13 protein-coding genes are annotated in these 16625 nt (G+C 61.7%); 6 read left to right on the top strand and 7 right to left on the bottom strand.

Features of this window, described 5'->3' with window-relative positions; translation table 11 throughout:
* Positions 1 to 144: 144 nt before the first annotated feature.
* Positions 145 to 1086: an FAD:protein FMN transferase gene (locus QRN70_RS14560; protein ID WP_502941594.1), complete on the bottom strand. Its 942-nt coding sequence runs from the start codon at positions 1084 to 1086 to the stop codon at positions 145 to 147.
* A gap of 374 nt (positions 1087 to 1460) precedes the next feature.
* Between QRN70_RS14560 and QRN70_RS14565 the strand changes: the two genes are divergently transcribed.
* Positions 1461 to 2762 (top strand): MFS transporter, encoded by a 1302-nt coding sequence (locus tag QRN70_RS14565; protein WP_285418701.1) that lies wholly within the window; start codon positions 1461 to 1463, stop codon positions 2760 to 2762.
* A gap of 174 nt (positions 2763 to 2936) precedes the next feature.
* On the opposite strand, the gene QRN70_RS14570 is transcribed toward QRN70_RS14565, so the two are convergent.
* Positions 2937 to 4400 carry a glyceraldehyde-3-phosphate dehydrogenase gene (locus QRN70_RS14570; protein WP_285418702.1) on the bottom strand — a complete coding sequence of 488 codons (1464 nt, stop codon included), beginning with the start codon at positions 4398 to 4400 and terminating at the stop codon, positions 2937 to 2939.
* Between the two features lie 354 nt (positions 4401 to 4754).
* Between QRN70_RS14570 and mfd the strand changes: the two genes are divergently transcribed.
* Genes mfd through QRN70_RS14585 form a run of 3 tightly spaced genes read left to right on the top strand, consistent with a single transcriptional unit; the run spans position 4755 to position 11483 of the window.
* The gene (gene mfd / locus QRN70_RS14575; protein WP_285418703.1) at positions 4755 to 8204 is read left to right on the top strand and encodes a transcription-repair coupling factor; all 3450 of its coding nucleotides are present in this window, start codon (positions 4755 to 4757) and stop codon (positions 8202 to 8204) included.
* Between the two features lie 10 nt (positions 8205 to 8214).
* The gene (locus tag QRN70_RS14580; RefSeq protein WP_285418704.1) at positions 8215 to 8781 is read left to right on the top strand and encodes a CsiV family protein; all 567 of its coding nucleotides are present in this window, start codon (positions 8215 to 8217) and stop codon (positions 8779 to 8781) included.
* A gap of 11 nt (positions 8782 to 8792) precedes the next feature.
* Entirely contained in the window at positions 8793 to 11483 is a 2691-nt protein-coding gene (locus QRN70_RS14585) for a DEAD/DEAH box helicase (protein ID WP_285418705.1), read from the top strand.
* Between the two features lie 140 nt (positions 11484 to 11623).
* On the opposite strand, the gene QRN70_RS14590 is transcribed toward QRN70_RS14585, so the two are convergent.
* From QRN70_RS14590 to QRN70_RS14600, 3 genes are all read right to left on the bottom strand, one after another.
* Positions 11624 to 12361: an S-methyl-5'-thioinosine phosphorylase gene (locus QRN70_RS14590; RefSeq protein ID WP_285418706.1), complete on the bottom strand. Its 738-nt coding sequence runs from the start codon at positions 12359 to 12361 to the stop codon at positions 11624 to 11626.
* Positions 12362 to 12373: 12 nt separating this feature from the next.
* Positions 12374 to 13384, bottom strand: a complete 1011-nt coding sequence (nagZ, locus tag QRN70_RS14595) for a beta-N-acetylhexosaminidase (RefSeq protein WP_285418707.1) — start codon at positions 13382 to 13384, stop codon at positions 12374 to 12376.
* A gap of 158 nt (positions 13385 to 13542) precedes the next feature.
* Entirely contained in the window at positions 13543 to 14250 is a 708-nt protein-coding gene (locus QRN70_RS14600; protein WP_285418708.1) for a TetR/AcrR family transcriptional regulator, read from the bottom strand.
* 229 nt (positions 14251 to 14479) lie between these two features.
* Here QRN70_RS14600 and lexA point away from each other — a divergent pair, with 229 nt between their 5' ends.
* Together lexA and sulA are read left to right on the top strand one after the other, a co-directional pair.
* Positions 14480 to 15088, top strand: coding sequence for a transcriptional repressor LexA (lexA, locus tag QRN70_RS14605; protein ID WP_007953044.1), 609 nt, complete (start codon positions 14480 to 14482; stop codon positions 15086 to 15088).
* 10 nt (positions 15089 to 15098) lie between these two features.
* Complete coding sequence (gene sulA, locus QRN70_RS14610; protein ID WP_285418709.1) at positions 15099 to 15572, top strand: SOS-induced cell division inhibitor SulA; 474 nt, start codon at positions 15099 to 15101, stop codon at positions 15570 to 15572.
* 94 nt (positions 15573 to 15666) lie between these two features.
* On the opposite strand, the gene QRN70_RS14615 is transcribed toward sulA, so the two are convergent.
* Both QRN70_RS14615 and QRN70_RS14620 read right to left on the bottom strand, forming a co-directional pair.
* Complete coding sequence (locus QRN70_RS14615) at positions 15667 to 15900, bottom strand: hypothetical protein (protein WP_285418710.1); 234 nt, start codon at positions 15898 to 15900, stop codon at positions 15667 to 15669.
* Positions 15901 to 16006: 106 nt separating this feature from the next.
* Entirely contained in the window at positions 16007 to 16531 is a 525-nt protein-coding gene (locus QRN70_RS14620; RefSeq protein WP_285418711.1) for a DUF6586 family protein, read from the bottom strand.
* Between the last annotated feature and the right edge of the window lie 94 nt (positions 16532 to 16625).

Genomic DNA, 16625 nt, shown 5'->3' on the forward strand with positions numbered 1-16625 from the left:
CGGCGGCGCGAAGGAACAATTGGGGGGTCGGTAGAGAACCCGGACACAGTCTATAGAAGCGTCAACGCCGCGCACATTAACCCTTGGTCGCGTCGTAGGCTACTTTTGCCTGCACTACAACGCCAGTTTTCGTCTTGTCCCCGGTCAGTTTTTTACGCCAACCAGCCGATCGAAAGCCGCACTGGTGCGGGTGACGAAACCTGTATCGGCACGAATCACGAAAAATGCACCAATCTGATGTTTCTCGGCAAAGTCCCAGGCCTTTTCCGGCCCGAGAATCAACAACAGCGTCGAGAGGCCGTCGGCCATCACCGTGCGAGGATCAATCACCGTGACCGACGCCAGGTTGTGCAGCACCGGCGCCCCGCTGCGCGCATCGAACGTGTGGGAATAGCGCCGGCCGTCCTGCTGAAAATAGTTGCGGTAGTCGCCGGACGTGGAAACACCGTAGCCATCGACCTGAATGATTCGCTCGACCACCTGTTGATCGTCGCGCGGCTCCTCCAGCGCGATGCGCCACGCCGAACCATCGAGCTTGCTGCCCCTGGCCTTGAGTTCACCGGTAGCTTCGGCGAGGTAGTCATGGATGCCCATGGCCTCCAGCCTGGCGGCGATGGTGTCGACGGCATAACCGGCAGCGATGCTGTTGAAGTCGACTTCGACCGGCGCATCCTTGCACAAGCGGTCGCCGTCGATACGCAAATGCCGGTAGCCGACCCGTTGCAGGGTTTCGGCGAGTGCGGCGGCGCTGGGGACTTTCTCTTCACGACCTTGCGGGCCGAAGCCCCACAGGTTCATCAGCGGCTCGACCGTCAAGTCGTAGGAACCTTCGCTTTGCTCTGACAGTTGCTCGCCAACGCGGACCAATTCGAGCACCGCAGCAGGCATGGTCTGGCAGCTATTGGCCGGCAATGCATTAAAACGCTCGATGTCCGAGTCATGGCGGTAGGTCGACATCTGGCGGTCGATGTCAGTGAGGATCTGTTCCACTTCCGGCTGGACCTGCGCGACGCCGGGAAGGCCGGCATGGCGCACGTACTTGATCGAATAGGTACTGCCCATGGTCGGGCCGCCGAAGCTTTCCATGGAATCGCCGCTGCCGCAGCCGGACAAAGTGCCCACAAGCAGCAAAAGACCAATCAGGCGCTTTTTAGACAAATCCCCTACTCCCCACAGCGAACCCTCTGACACAGCGCAAAGCTGAGGATTATGCGTCAGAACTTGCAGGCTCGGCGTGCCGCAGCCCCAGCCCGAAGTTTTTCATTCGCTTGATAGCCTCATGCTGGCCTTGGTAATGGCTAGATCGTTTAAGCAGCAGCCTAACCAGTTGTTGCCTATCGATCTTTATACACATATGGTTACAAAACTGTTCAGAGGCGCTGCCTGAGTTGCCGCGTGACAGCGAGGAAGTGTCTAGACCAAGGATTTCCAACAAGACAGCCAACAGAGAGTACGAACCAATGTCCTCCACCACGGGCAAAGGCAAAGCGATTTTTCGCGTTGTCAGCGGCAATTTTCTCGAAATGTTCGACTTCATGGTCTACGGCTTCTACGCCACGGCCATCGCCAAGACCTTCTTCCCCACTGACAGCGCCTTCGCTTCGTTGATGCTCTCGCTGGCCACCTTCGGGGCCGGGTTCCTGATGCGTCCGCTGGGGGCGATCTTTCTCGGCGCCTACATCGACCGTCATGGCCGCCGGCAGGGCCTGATCATCACACTGGCGCTGATGGCTGCCGGCACGGTGCTGATTGCCTGCGTACCGGGCTACGCCACGCTGGGCGTCGCCGCACCGCTGATCGTACTGTTCGGGCGTCTGTTGCAAGGTTTCTCGGCGGGCGTCGAACTCGGTGGCGTGTCGGTTTACCTGGCGGAAATCGCCACACCGGGGCGCAAGGGCTTCTTCGTCAGCTGGCAGTCCGCTAGCCAGCAAGCGGCGGTAGTGTTCGCTGGCCTGCTCGGCGTCGGTCTCAATCACTGGCTGAGCCCGGAACAGATGGGCGACTGGGGCTGGCGCGTGCCGTTCCTGATTGGCTGCATGATCGTCCCGGTGATCTTCGTCATTCGCCGCTCCCTGGAGGAAACCCCGGAATTCCAGGCGCGCAAACACCGCCCTACCCTGCGTGAAATTGTCCGCTCGATCGGTCAGAACTTTGGCATCGTCATCGCCGGCATGGCGCTGGTGGTCATGACCACCGTGTCGTTCTACCTGATCACCGCCTACACCCCGACCTTCGGCAAGGCCGAACTGCACCTGTCGGATTTCGACGCCTTGCTGGTCACGGTGTGTATCGGCCTGTCGAACTTCTTCTGGTTGCCGGTGATGGGTTCGCTGTCCGACAGGATCGGCCGTAAACCCCTACTGCTGGCAGCGACGATTCTGGCGATTCTCACCGCGTACCCGGCACTCTCGTGGCTGGTGGCGAACCCGAGCTTCAGTCATCTGCTGATCGTCGAACTCTGGCTGTCGTTCCTGTACGGCTCGTACAACGGGGCGATGGTGGTGGCGCTGACCGAAATCATGCCGGTGGACGTGCGCACGACCGGTTTCTCCCTGGCCTACAGCCTGGCGACCGCGACCTTTGGCGGGTTTACCCCGGCGGCCTGCACCTATCTGATTCACGTGCTGGACAACAAGGCTGCACCCGGGATCTGGCTCAGCGGTGCGGCGGTGCTGGGACTGATTGCGACGCTGGTGCTGTTTCGTGGCAACAAGCATGAGTTGCGCACGGCGCAAGCGGCTGTGGCAGGCGGGGCCCGATAGGGCGCCATCGCTGGCAAGCCAGCTGCCACAAGGTCTTGAGGCGTACCTGCCATTGCGCAGCCTGCCAGGACACCTGTGGGAGGTGGCTTGCCAGCGAAGAGGCCGGATAGAGATCTGCCAGGCATAAAAAAACGCCCCGACCAAAGTCGGGGCGTTTTCATTTGCCGCTAAGGCTTAGCGCGGGAACGCTGGCGGGTTGACCCCGGCCATGTCTTCCATTACGCGGATCACCTGGCAGCTGTAACCGAACTCGTTGTCGTACCAGACGTACAGCACAACGCGGTTATCCTGGGTGATGGTCGCTTCAGCGTCGACCACACCGGCGTGGCGCGAGCCAACGAAGTCGGTGGACACCACTTCCTGCGAATTGACGAAGTCGATTTGCTTGTGCAGATCGGAGTGCAGCGCCATGTAGCGCAGGTACTCGTTCATCTCTTCACGGGTGGCGGCTTTCTCGAGGTTGAGGTTGAGAATGGCCATCGACACGTTCGGCGTCGGAACGCGGATCGCGTTACCGGTCAACTTGCCGGCCAGTTCAGGCAGGGCCTTGGCCGCCGCGGTGGCTGCACCGGTCTCGGTAATGACCATGTTCAGCGCGGCGCTGCGGCCACGGCGATCGCCCTTGTGGAAGTTGTCGATCAGGTTCTGGTCGTTGGTGTACGAGTGAACGGTTTCGACGTGACCATTGACGATGCCGAACTTGTCATTCACGGCTTTGAGCACCGGCACGATGGCGTTGGTGGTGCAGGAAGCGGCGGACACGATCTTGTCGTCGGCGGTGATTTCGTTGTGGTTGATGCCGTGAACGATGTTCTTCAGCTTGCCCTTGCCAGGTGCAGTCAGAACCACGCGGTCGATACCCGGGCACTGCAGGTGCTGACCCAGGCCATCGGCGTCACGCCATACGCCGGTGTTGTCCACCAGCAGCGCGTCTTTGATGCCGTACTGGGTGTAATCCACCTCGGTCGGGTTCTTCGCGTAGATCACCTGGATCAGGTTGCCGTTGGCGGTGATGGTGTTGTTTTCTTCGTCGATGGTGATGGTGCCGTTGAACGAACCATGTACCGAATCGCGACGCAGCAGGCTGGCGCGTTTGGTCAGGTCGTTCTCGGCGCCCTTGCGCACCACGATGGCACGCAGACGCAGGCCGTCGCCGCCACCGGTTTTCTCGATCAGGATGCGCGCCAGCAGACGGCCGATACGACCGAAGCCGTACAGGACAACGTCAGTGCCTTTGCGGGCGGTAGCGTTCTGCTGGCCAACCACGTCAGCCATTTCTTCGCGGACGAACTGCTCGGCGCTGCGGCCGTTGCCTTCGTTGCGGAATTTGAACGCCAACTTGCCCAGGTCTACCGAAGCCGCGCCGAGCTTGAGCTCGCTCATGGCCTTGAGCAGAGGGAATGTTTCGTGGACGGAGAGTTCGCTATCGTCGGAGGAACGGTGGCGAGCAAAGCGATGAGCTTTGAGAATCGCGATGACAGACTGGTTGATCAGGCTGCGGCCATAGATCGAGCTCACCACGTTGTTGTTGCGGTAGAGCTGACCGATAAGCGGAATCATCGCTTCTGCGAGTGCTTCACGGTCGATCCATTCACCAAGACACTGGTCGGGCTTCTGAGTCACGGGAACCTTCCACATGTAGGGGCAGAAAAAAGGGGCTACATTATGCCGCCGAGAACCTCTCGTAGCAATGCGCGCTTGTCGCGCAAACGGTAACAAATTTCCGTTCAAAAAAATCACGCCCGCCGCCAGCCCAGTAAAACCGGGGCTTGCAGCGCAGTCAATTTTTCGACGACTGTTAGACGATGTCTGTAACCCTCCGTAACACCGCTCGATATCGGCACTACATAACCGCAAAAAAAGTACTCTTTTTTATGGTTACCACTACATTTCGCGCAAAGCGTGAAGATAGACGCAGTCTGCAACTGACAGGCGCCACCCGACGCCGCTACAATTACCGACTTTGTCGCAAAGCCTGGAGCTCAACCTTCCGTGCCCGTTCTGCGTCTACCGCAACTCCCTGCCGCGGCAGGTAAACAGCATTGGGGCAATCTGCCCGGTGCCGCCCTCAGCCTGGCGATTGCCGAGGCTGCCAGCGCTGCCAAGCGCTTCACCCTGCTACTGACCGCCGATAGCCAAAGCGCCGAACGGCTGGAACAGGAGCTGAGTTTCTTCGCCCCGGATTTGCCCGTGCTGCATTTCCCCGACTGGGAAACGCTGCCCTACGACCTGTTTTCCCCGCATCAGGACATCATTTCCCAGCGCATCGCCAGCCTGTACAGGCTGCCGGAGCTGGAGCACGGTGTTTTGGTGGTGCCGATCACCACGGCCCTGCATCGCCTGGCACCGACCAGTTTCCTGCTCGGCAGCAGCCTGGTCCTCGACGTCGGGCAGAAACTCGACCTCGAGCAAATGCGCACACGCCTCGAGGCCAGCGGCTATCGCTATGTCGACACGGTCTACGAGCATGGCGAATTCACCGTCCGCGGCGCCCTGATCGATCTGTTCCCGATGGGCAGCAAACTGCCCTACCGCATCGACCTGTTCGACGACGAAATCGAAACCCTGCGCACCTTCGACCCGGAAAACCAGCGCTCCATCGACAAGGTCGAATCGGTCAAGCTGCTGCCGGCCAAGGAATTCCCGCTGCAGAAGGACGCCGTCACTCGCTTCAAGGCGCGCTTTCGCGAGCGCTTCGACGTCGACTTCCGGCGCTGCCCGATCTTCCAGGACCTGAGCAGCGGCATCACCCCGGCCGGCATCGAGTACTACCTGCCGCTGTTCTTCGAGGACACCTCGACCCTGTTCGATTACCTGCCGCAGGACACCCAGGTGTTCTCGCTGCCAGGCATCGAGCAGGCGGCGGAAAACTTCTGGAACGATGTACGCAATCGCTACGAAGAACGCCGCGTCGATCCATCGCGTCCTTTATTGCCGCCGGCCGAGCTGTTCCTGCCGGTGGAAGACTGCTTCGCCCGCCTCAAGAGCTGGCCACGGGTGGTCGCCAGCCAGCAGGACGTCGAATCCGGGGCCGGCCGCGAACGCTTCCCGGCGCAAGCGCTGCCGAACCTGGCAATCGAAGCCAAGGCCACGCAACCGCTGGCGGCACTCTCGGCATTCCTCGACGAGTTTCCCGGCCGCGTGCTGTTCACTGCCGAATCCGCCGGCCGCCGCGAAGTATTGCTGGAGCTGCTGGAGCGCCTGAAGCTGCGGCCGAAAACCGTCGACAGCTGGCCGGACTTCGTCGCCGGCAAGGATCGCCTGGCGATCACCATTGCCCCGCTCGACGAAGGCCTGATGCTCGACGACCCGGCGCTGGCGCTGGTTGCGGAAAGTCCGCTGTTCGGCCAGCGAGTGATGCAGCGTCGGCGCCGCGAGAAACGCGCCGACGCCAGCAACGACGCGGTCATCAAGAACCTCACCGAGCTGCGCGAAGGCGCACCCGTGGTGCATATCGATCACGGTGTCGGTCGCTACCTGGGCCTGACCATTCTCGAGATCGACAACCAGGCCGCCGAATTCCTCACCCTGGAATACGCCGAGAACGCCAAGCTCTACGTGCCGGTGGCCAACCTGCATTTGATCGCCCGCTACACCGGCAGCGACGACGCGCTGGCCCCGCTGCACCGTCTCGGCTCCGAGACCTGGCAGAAAGCCAAGCGCAAGGCCGCCGAACAGGTGCGCGACGTCGCCGCCGAACTGCTCGACATCTACGCCCGCCGCGCCGCGCGCGAAGGTTACGCGTTCGCCGACCCGAAAGCCGATTACGCCACCTTCAGCGCCGGCTTCCCGTTCGAAGAAACCCCGGACCAGCAAGCCACCATCGAAGCCGTGCGCGAAGACATGCTCGCGCCGAAACCGATGGATCGCCTGGTCTGCGGCGACGTCGGCTTCGGCAAGACCGAAGTGGCCATGCGCGCCGCGTTCATCGCCGTGCACGGTGGCCGCCAGGTGGCCATCCTGGTGCCGACCACCCTGCTCGCCCAGCAGCATTACAACAGCTTCCGCGACCGCTTCGCCGACTGGCCGGTGACCGTGGAGGTGATGAGCCGCTTCAAGTCGGCCAAGGAAGTCAACGCGGCTATCGCCGACCTGGCGGAAGGCAAGATCGACATCGTCATCGGCACGCACAAGCTGCTGTCCGACGATGTGAAAATCAAGAACCTCGGCCTGGTGATCATCGACGAAGAGCACCGTTTCGGTGTCCGCCAGAAAGAACAGCTCAAGGCCCTGCGCAGCGAAGTCGACATCCTCACGCTGACCGCCACGCCGATTCCGCGCACGCTGAACATGGCGGTGTCGGGCATGCGCGACCTGTCGATCATCGCCACGCCGCCGGCGCGACGCCTGTCGGTGCGCACCTTCGTCATGGAGCAGAACAAGAGCACGGTCAAAGAGGCGCTGCTGCGTGAGCTGCTGCGTGGTGGCCAGGTCTACTACCTGCACAACGATGTGAAGACCATCGAGAAGTGCGCCGCCGACCTCGCCGAACTGGTGCCGGAAGCACGCATCGGCATCGGTCACGGGCAGATGCGCGAACGCGAACTCGAACAGGTGATGAGCGACTTCTATCACAAGCGCTTCAACGTGCTGATCGCCTCGACCATCATCGAGACCGGCATCGACGTGCCGAGCGCCAACACCATCATCATCGAGCGTGCCGACAAGTTCGGCCTGGCGCAGCTGCACCAGTTGCGCGGGCGTGTCGGCCGCAGTCACCACCAGGCCTACGCCTACCTGCTGACCCCACCGCGCCAGCAGATCACTTCCGACGCGGAAAAGCGCTTGGAAGCGATCGCCAACACCCAGGACCTTGGCGCCGGTTTCGTTCTGGCTACCAACGACCTGGAAATCCGCGGCGCCGGCGAACTGCTCGGCGATGGTCAGAGCGGACAGATCCAGGCCGTGGGTTTCACCCTATACATGGAAATGCTCGAGCGCGCGGTGAAGTCGATCCGCAAGGGCGAACAGCCGAACCTCGACCAGCCGCTCGGCGGTGGCCCGGAGGTCAACCTGCGCGTGCCGGCGCTGATTCCGGAAGACTATCTGCCGGATGTGCATGCGCGCCTGATCCTCTACAAGCGCATCGCCTCGGCCACTGACGAAGAAGGCTTGAAGGATCTGCAAGTGGAGATGATCGACCGCTTCGGCCTGTTGCCGGAACCGACCAAGAACCTGATGCGCATCACCGCGCTGAAATTGCAGGCCGAGCAACTGGGCATCAGGAAAGTCGATGGCGGCCCGCAGGGCGGACGCATCGAGTTCGCCGCGCAGACGCCGGTCGACCCGCTGACCCTGATCAAGCTGATCCAGAGCCAGCCCAAACGCTACAAATTCGAAGGGGCCACGATGTTCAAATTCATGGTACCGATGGAGCGCGCGGAAGAGCGCTTCAATACTGTAGAGGCGCTGTTCGAGCGCCTCATCCCGAAAACTGCTTGAAGGACGCCGCATGCGCCTGTTTCGCTCACTGACTTTGCTACTGACTTTGGTAGCGCCTTCGGCCTTTGCCGATGACCTGTATCAGGTCGAAATGATTCTGGTGCGCCAGAATGCCGTGCCGGCAATCGTCAGCCGCGCCGCGCCGGAAGACTGGGCTGCCGGCGCCCAGCGCCTGCCCGCCGACAGCCAGCGTACTCCGGCACTGAACGACGTTGCCGCCAAGCTCACCGCCAGCGGCGACTACAGCGTACTGCTGCACAAGGCCTGGCAGCAGACCCTCGGCGAGACACCGGCGAAAGTGGCAATCAGCGATGGCCAGGAGCAGTTCGGCCAGTTCCCCATCGAAGGCACCCTGGAACTGAAACTCGGGCGCTTCACCGATGTGAACGCCGATTTCTGGGTCAACCAGATCGACGGCAACGGCATGGTCACCGCCAGCGAACGCCTCAAGCAGGACAGCCACACCAAGAACGGCCAGCTCAACTACCTCGACAACGGCCATCTGGCCCTGCTGATCAAGATCACTTCCCTGACGGCGCCCGCGCCACGGGAAGCGCCTGAAAGCATTCCGGACTGATCGAAGTCCCTATGCCCCCGCCCCTGAGTAAACCGTTGGCACCCTCCTGGGTCAGCCGATTCAAGGAACAGAGTCTGGAGCGCGGCCGGCGCTACGCCCTGGAGAACCGGGTCCGCATCGTCCAGGTCGGCGATGCGACCATCACCGCCAGTTGCGAAGGCTCCGGCGGTAATGTCTACCGTCAGACGATTCGCCTGCGCGAGTCGGCCAAAGGCACACTGCTGATGGTCGATGCCACCTGCACCTGCCCGGTTCACAGCAACTGCAAACACTGCGCAGCGGTACTGCTGCAAGTGCAGGAAACCCTCGAATACCCCGCTGCCGCCAAGGACGCCGAACTGCTGGAAAAGCTCCAGGCTGTCCTGGAAAACCGCAGCCCCAAGGCCCCGCCGCAAGTGTTGGTGGACAACGTACAACCGCTGCCGCGCCTGTGGTTGGCGAGCGTCGAGTTCAGCGCCTTCGAGCCGCGCAATGGCCGGATGCAGCGCTATATCCAGCATCGCGCGGCGCTGTCGTTCAGCTACCTCGACGAATACGTCAGCGGGCAGAAAAACAGCGACATCCTGATTCGCCAGGAAACCCAGACCCTGCGGATCAAACGTCACCCGGATGTCGAGCAAACCTACCGCGAACAACTGCGTATCCTCGGTTTCCGCATCGCCACCCGGCAGAGCAAGGCGCTGCCGGAAAGCGCCGGCGAACTGTACGAGATGGTCAACGACAGCGCCTGGCTGACGTTCACCCTCAATGATCTGCCGAAGCTGCGCAGCCAGGGCTGGGAGTTGTTGATCGACGATGACTTCGGCTTCGACCTGACCGCCGTCGACGACTGGTACGCCACCGTCGAACAGGCCCCGGAGCGCGACTGGTTCGACCTCGAACTGGGGATCATCGTCAATGGCGAGCGCCTGAGCCTGCTGCCGATCCTGCTCAACCTGATGCGCTCGCACACGGAAATTCTCAACCCGGAACGCCTGGCGCGCCGCCGCGACGACGAGCTGATTCTGGTCAACATCCCGCAGCGCAACAACGAGCACGGGCCGCTGCAGGTCGCGCTGCCACTCGGTCGCCTGAAACCGGTGCTGGCGACGCTGGGCGAGTTCTATTTGCAGGAACCGGGGGAAACCACCCTGCGCCTGAGCAAGGCCGACGCCACGCGCCTCAACTCGCTGGAAGGCATTCCTCTGCTGTGGGAAGGCGGCGAGCAGATTCGCAGCTTTGCCCAGCGCCTGCGCGATATCCGCGATTACTCGGCCGAGGCGCCGAAGGGTCTCAACGCAACGCTGCGGCCTTATCAGCTCGAGGGGCTGAGCTGGATGCAGTCGTTGCGCCAGCTCGAAGTCGGCGGGATTCTCGCGGACGACATGGGCCTGGGCAAAACCCTACAGACCCTGGCGCACATTCTCAGCGAGAAAAACGCCGGCCGCCTGGATCGCCCATGCATGGTGGTGATGCCCACCAGCCTGATACCGAACTGGCTCGACGAAGCGGCGCACTTTACCCCGCAGCTCAAGGTGGTCGCGCTGTACGGTGCAAGCCGCAAAAAGCACTTCGAACATCTCGCCGACTACGATCTGATCCTCACCACCTATGCCCTGCTGCCCAAGGATGTCGAACGCCTCGCCCAGCAACCGCTGCACGTGCTAGTGCTGGATGAAGCGCAATACATCAAGAATCCCAACAGCAAAGCGGCCCAGGCGGCCCGCGAGCTCAACGCCCGCCAGCGTCTGTGCCTGAGCGGCACGCCGCTGGAAAACCACCTCGGCGAGTTGTGGTCGCTGTTTCATTTCCTGTTGCCCGGCTGGCTCGGCGACGTTAAAAGTTTCAACGCCGATTACCGCGTGCCGATTGAAAAACGCGCCAGTGAAGTCCGCCTGCAGCACCTCAACGGTCGGATCAAGCCGTTCCTGTTGCGCCGCACCAAAGAGCAAGTCGCGACCGAGCTGCCGCCGAAAACCGAGATCATCCACTGGGTCGACCTCAACGAGGCCCAGCGCGATGTGTACGAAACCATGCGCCTGGCCATGGACAAAAAAGTCCGCGACGAGATCACCCGCAAAGGCGTGGCGCGCAGCCAGATCATTATTCTCGAGGCGCTGCTCAAGCTGCGTCAGGTCTGCTGTGACCTGCGCCTGGTCAACGACGCCACCCTGCCCACTCGCGGCAGCACCTCGGGCAAGCTCGACAGCCTGATGGAGATGCTCGAGGAGCTGTTCGAGGAAGGCCGGCGGATCCTGCTGTTCTCGCAGTTCACCTCGATGCTGGCGCTGATCGAGGACGAGTTGAAGAAACGCAACATCGCCTATGCCCTGCTCACCGGCCAGACACGCGACCGGCGCACCCCGGTGAAGGAATTCCAGAGCGGCAAGCGGCAGATTTTCCTGATCAGCCTGAAGGCTGGCGGCGTCGGCCTGAACCTGACCGAAGCGGACACCGTGATTCACTACGACCCGTGGTGGAACCCGGCCACCGAGAACCAGGCAACCGACCGCGCCTATCGGATCGGCCAGGAGAAGCCGGTGTTCGTCTACAAGATGATCGCTCGGGGCACGGTAGAGGAAAAGATTCAGCACCTGCAGAAGGAAAAGTCTGACTTGGCAGCAGGCGTGCTGGATGGGCGCAAGGCCGGGGACTGGAAACTGCAGAACGATGATATCGAGGCGCTGTTCGCGCCGTTGCCGGATAAGCTCGACAAGCGTTGAGATCTTCAGCGCGAGCCAGAAAGCCAGCGCTGGCCAGCCAGCTCCCACAGTGGTTTGGGTTGAGCACTATCTTGTGAACAATACAAAAACCTGTGGAGCTGGCTGGCCAGCGATGAAGTCGACTCGGTTCAGCGCCAGACTCAGCCCTTGAGCACCCGCGCCAACGTTGATTTCACCTTGCCCATGCCGTCATGCAGCGCCTGCTCGATTTCGGCCATGGTGATCACCGCCGTGGTCTTGCCCGCCGCCGGATTCACCACCAACGCCAGGCAGGCGTAATCCAGGTCCAGCTCACGGGCCAGCGCCGCTTCCGGCATGCCGGTCATGCCGACGATGTCGCAACCGTCACGCTCCAGGCGCACGATCTCGGCCACGGTTTCCAGACGCGGCCCCTGGGTACAGGCGTAGACGCCCTGGTCGCTGTACTCACAGCCTTCGGCGGCCAGTGCGGCAATCAGTTGCTGACGCAGCGGCTCGCTGTAGGGAAAGCTGAAGTCGATATGAGTGACCTGTTCCAGGTCATCGGCGAAAAAGGTGTGCTCGCGGCCACTGGTGTAGTCGACGATCTGATGCGGCACACAGAAATGACCGGTGCCCATCGCCGGATGAATCCCACCCACGGCATTCACTGCGATGATCGCCTCGGCCCCGGCCTGCTTCAGCGCCCACAGGTTGGCGCGGTAGTTGACCTTGTGCGGCGGGAAGCGGTGCGGATGGCCGTGGCGGGCGAGGAACAACACTTCCTTGCCGGCATATTCGCCAATCTGCACGTCGGCCGATGGCGCGCCGTAAGGGGTATCCACGGCCAGCGACTGGCGAATGCTCAAACCTTCGAGCTGGGTCAGGCCAGTGCCACCGATGATTGCGTAAACCGTCATAGCGAAAAATCCTTAATCAATCAGTTGAGCGTCTTTCAGCGCGCCGACGGCCGTCAGCCAACGCGGATCCTGGCGGTACTCGGTGCTGGCGTAAGCCTGGCCGCGCATCCGCGCGATACGCGCCGACGGCTTGACCTTCAGACGCTGCGCCGCGCTGAGGGCCAGTTCGGCGGCGGCACGATCGTTACAGACCAGGCCCATGTCGCAACCGGCGCTGAGCGCCGCTTCGATACGACTGGCGGCATCGCCGACCACATGGGCCCCGGCCATCGACAGGTCATCGCTGAAAATCACGCCATCGAACTGCAATTCGCCACGCAGGATGTCCTGCAACCAGCGCCGGGAGAATCCGGCAGGCTGTGCGTCCACTTGCGGATAAATGACATGGGCCGGCATGACCGCGGCCAACTGCTTGCTCAGCCGGGCGAACGGCACCAGGTCGTTGGCGCGGATGTCGTCGAGGCTGCGCTCGTCATTGGGGATGGCTACGTGGGAATCGGCTTCGGCCCAGCCGTGACCGGGGAAGTGCTTGCCAGTAGCAGCCATCCCGGCCGCGTTCATCCCCCGGATGAACGCCCCAGCGAGCTGCGCGGCGCGTTCCGGATTACCCTCGAACGCACGCGTGCCGACCACGGCGCTGCGCTGATAATCCAGATCCAGCACCGGCGCGAAGCTCAGGTCGAGGCCGACCGCCAGCACTTCGCTGGCCATGATCCAGCCACACTGCTCGGCCAGGTATTCGGCGTTGGGATTGTCGGCGATGGCGCGCATCGCCGGCAGCCGCACAAAACCCTGACGCAGGCGCTGCACGCGACCGCCCTCCTGATCCACCGCCAGCAACAAGTCCGGGCGAATGGCGCGAATCGACGCGCTCAACTCGCGGACCTGCCGCGGGTGCTCGATGTTGCGGGCAAAAATGATCAGGCCGCCCACTTCGGGCTGACGCAACAATTGGCGATCTTCGGCCGTCAGCCAGGTACCGGCGACGTCCACCATCAACGAGCCTTGCAGGCCAGCAGTCATAGGGATTCCTTGAAAACGAAAAACCCGTTCCACACGAGATCGCCGCCGTGGCGCAAGCCCGACAGGTCGGCGATATCGATAGGGAACGGGTTCAGAACGAGAGTCGGCATGGGCGGCTAGCTTAGCGGATGTCAGCTGCCGCGCCCACCCGTTTGCAGTCAGGCTTTTGCCACCGCCGCAGCGGTCTTGCTGCGCGGGCGCAACTGCGCGGCAGCCATGGCGTCGTCGGTGACGCCGGTTTCGGCCCGCATGCCGGCGGCGAGGAACGGCACCATCAGGCGCATCACCTGCTCGATAGAGGTGTTGACGCCGAAATCGGTCTCGGCAATCGCGCGCAGGGCCTTGATCCCGGACATGCTGAACGCGGCCGCCCCCAACATGAAGTGCACGCGCCAGAACAGCTCGATCGGCGGGATGCGCGGTGCAGCTTCGTTGACCAGTTGCATGTAACGGCGGAACACCTTGCCGTACATGTCTTCCAGATAACGTCGCAAGTGGCCCTGGCTCTGGCTGAACGCCAGGCCCAGCAGGCGCATGAAGATCGACAGGTCATTGCCGCTGCGCGGCTGCACCACCAGCGCCTGCTCGACGAGGATCTCCAGCAGCTCTTCCAGCGTCGGTTTGTTTTCCGGCTTGGCCTGGCGGCGCTCCAGCTCCTTATCGAGGCTGAGGCAGAACGGCCCGAGGAAGCGCGAGAAAACCGCCTGGATCAGCGCTTTCTTCGAACCGAAGTGATAGTTCACCGCCGCCAGGTTGACCCCGGCCTTGCTGGTGATCAGACGCAACGAGGTTTCTGCGAAACCTTTTTCCGCGAACAACTGTTCCGCAGCATCAAGAATGCGTTCAACGGTTTCCGACTGGGCCATGGCTACTCCGCCTGACAAACACTTGTTTGAAACATACGTTTCAGCCTATGCGTTGTCAAGCTTGCGAGGTCGTTTTGGGAATGGTCGGTCAGATATTTAACCACACAAGCGCAATGCAGGAATCAGCCGCTGTTCCGACCGTCCGGCAGCTGGCAAAAAAACGGGCATTGCCAAGCGCGGTTCACTGTATATAATCCCAGTCACTGTATAAAAAGACAGAGCGATCAATATGCTAAAGCTGACGCCACGCCAAGCCGAGATTCTGGCCTTCATCAAACGTTGCCTCGAAGACAACGGCTACCCGCCAACCCGTGCGGAAATCGCTCAGGAGCTGGGCTTCAAGTCGCCCAACGCCGCGGAAGAACACCTCAAGGCGCTCGCGCGCAAGGGCGCCATCGAGATGACCCCTGGGGCCTCGCGCGGCATCCGCATCCCCGGCTTCGAAGCCAAGGTCGACGAGTCCACCCTGCCGATCATCGGCCGCGTGGCCGCAGGCGCTCCCATTCTCGCCCAGCAGCACATCGAAGAATCCTGCAACATCAACCCGGCCTTCTTCCATCCTCGCGCCGACTACCTGTTGCGCGTACACGGCATGAGCATGAAGGACATCGGCATTTTCGACGGTGACCTGCTCGCCGTACACACCACCCGCGAAGCACGCAATGGCCAGATCGTCGTCGCGCGCATTGGCGACGAAGTGACCGTCAAGCGCTTCAAGCGTGATGGCAGCAAGGTCTGGCTGATTGCCGAAAACCCTGAGTTCGCACCTATCGAAGTCAACCTGAAAGATCAGGAACTGGTAATCGAAGGCTTGAGCGTCGGCGTCATTCGCCGCTAAAGGAGGCTTTATGCAGTTCCCACACGCACCCCAGCAAACACAACTGCCGTTATTCGATGCGTTTCTGGCGCAGCCATTGGCCCCGATTCTCAACGACGTAGTCGAGCGCCCGTGGAATATCCAGCCCGAAGTATTCAGTGAACTGTCATTGCGCGGTGCGGCCGGGAACTGCCTGAACCTGCTGGCCCCCATCCTTCGCGAGTTGAGCGAAGACCAGGATGCACGCTGGCTGACCCTGATCGCCCCGCCCGCCAGCCTGACCCAAGCCTGGCTGCGGGACGCCGGCCTCAACCGCGAGCGCATTCTCCTGCTGCAGCCACGCGGCATGCAAAGCGCCCAGCAACTGGCCTGTGAAGCGCTGCGCCTTGGCCGCAGCCACACCGTGGTGACCTGGCTCAACCCGTTGAACAGCAGCTCACGGCAACAGTTGATCGGCGCGGCCCGCATCGGCGACGCTCAGAGCCTGAATATTCGTCTGGGCTGATTCACTGGTAACGCGCGCTGTGTAAAGCGCAGGGCTTCTCCAGGGACAGAGAAGCCGATCTGTAGCAGTAACGGCAAACGCCGACAGGCGGGACTCAATGAAGAACCCGCTGCCCCTCGTCTTTTTCAAACTCGCCTTCGACCATGCGACCGGCCATCTGAACGCCGACACTCAACATCGCCTTGGCAATTTCAACGTGCTGACCTTGCAGGAACGCCTTGGCATCCTCGGAGAAATCCAGAGTAACCAGGGAACCCTCATCCTCAGCCCTGCGCAGCTCAATACGGCCGTCTGGCAACTCGACAATTTCTAGAAAGGACGTTGGCATATAGGTCTGTTCTCCACGAAAGGCAGGGATTATATAGACATCATTCAGGCTTCGCTCGGGATCTTGACCAGCAGCATGCAGCAGGATGCGACCATCCCAACGCTCATCAGCACTCGTTCAAGCCTTCGCGAAAGCGAATGGCCAGGCTTTTGAGATGCTGCCGCCAAGCCTCCAGTTCTTCACGACTCAGCTCTTGCGGCACTGGCTCTTCGTCCAGATTGACGGCCTGAATCAACGGCTGCGTGACATCACCCTTGGGTTTGTGCGGCACTCGCGGCGGTTGGAACAGCGCCGAATGCGCCACCAGCAAACGGGCGAGCCAGGTTTCCGGGTTTCCCGCCAGCTCGATCATTTCGCCCAGCTCCGGAATCGCGATCGACTCCAGCACTTCACGCTTCAACAGCTCTTCGGCACGCTGCGCGTTGGCCTGGGGCAAGCGGTAGAACCCGGCGATTTCATGACAGAGCCCGAGCAGAGCACCGTACAGGTGAAACAGCGCCGACTCCCGCCCGGCCTGGATCAGCGCCAGTGAATTCATCGCCCGCCCCTCTTCCGCCTTGGCCAGGGCCTCGAGCGACAGACCGGCAAAATAGATCTTCTGATTGGTACGGGTATAGAGTTCGTGAGCCATGACGGCACTCTCCACAACGAAATAATTGCTTCACACAGGCCGGACAGTGTCGTGGATCAGCCGATCCGACCGCAAGCACAAAACAAAAAGGCCG

The organism is Pseudomonas sp. efr-133-TYG-5 (genome assembly GCF_030209175.1).
In the GTDB taxonomy this organism is placed as follows: domain Bacteria; phylum Pseudomonadota; class Gammaproteobacteria; order Pseudomonadales; family Pseudomonadaceae; genus Aquipseudomonas.

What these genes read in the sequence shown, in the direction of transcription:
- QRN70_RS14580 (WP_285418704.1), top strand. Translation starts at nt 8,215, where the DNA reads ATGCGCCTGTTTCGCTCACTGACTTTGCTACTGACTTTGGTAGCGCCT.
- QRN70_RS14600 (WP_285418708.1), bottom strand. Translation starts at nt 14,250, where the DNA reads ATGGCCCAGTCGGAAACCGTTGAACGCATTCTTGATGCTGCGGAACAG.
- QRN70_RS14560 (WP_502941594.1), bottom strand. Translation starts at nt 1,086, where the DNA reads ATGGAAAGCTTCGGCGGCCCGACCATGGGCAGTACCTATTCGATCAAG.
- QRN70_RS14570 (WP_285418702.1), bottom strand. Translation starts at nt 4,400, where the DNA reads ATGTGGAAGGTTCCCGTGACTCAGAAGCCCGACCAGTGTCTTGGTGAA.
- QRN70_RS14590 (WP_285418706.1), bottom strand. Translation starts at nt 12,361, where the DNA reads ATGACGGTTTACGCAATCATCGGTGGCACTGGCCTGACCCAGCTCGAA.
- QRN70_RS14615 (WP_285418710.1), bottom strand. Translation starts at nt 15,900, where the DNA reads ATGCCAACGTCCTTTCTAGAAATTGTCGAGTTGCCAGACGGCCGTATT.
- sulA (WP_285418709.1), top strand. Translation starts at nt 15,099, where the DNA reads ATGCAGTTCCCACACGCACCCCAGCAAACACAACTGCCGTTATTCGAT.
- QRN70_RS14620 (WP_285418711.1), bottom strand. Translation starts at nt 16,531, where the DNA reads ATGGCTCACGAACTCTATACCCGTACCAATCAGAAGATCTATTTTGCC.
- lexA (WP_007953044.1), top strand. Translation starts at nt 14,480, where the DNA reads ATGCTAAAGCTGACGCCACGCCAAGCCGAGATTCTGGCCTTCATCAAA.
- nagZ (WP_285418707.1), bottom strand. Translation starts at nt 13,384, where the DNA reads ATGACTGCTGGCCTGCAAGGCTCGTTGATGGTGGACGTCGCCGGTACC.
- QRN70_RS14585 (WP_285418705.1), top strand. Translation starts at nt 8,793, where the DNA reads ATGCCCCCGCCCCTGAGTAAACCGTTGGCACCCTCCTGGGTCAGCCGA.
- QRN70_RS14565 (WP_285418701.1), top strand. Translation starts at nt 1,461, where the DNA reads ATGTCCTCCACCACGGGCAAAGGCAAAGCGATTTTTCGCGTTGTCAGC.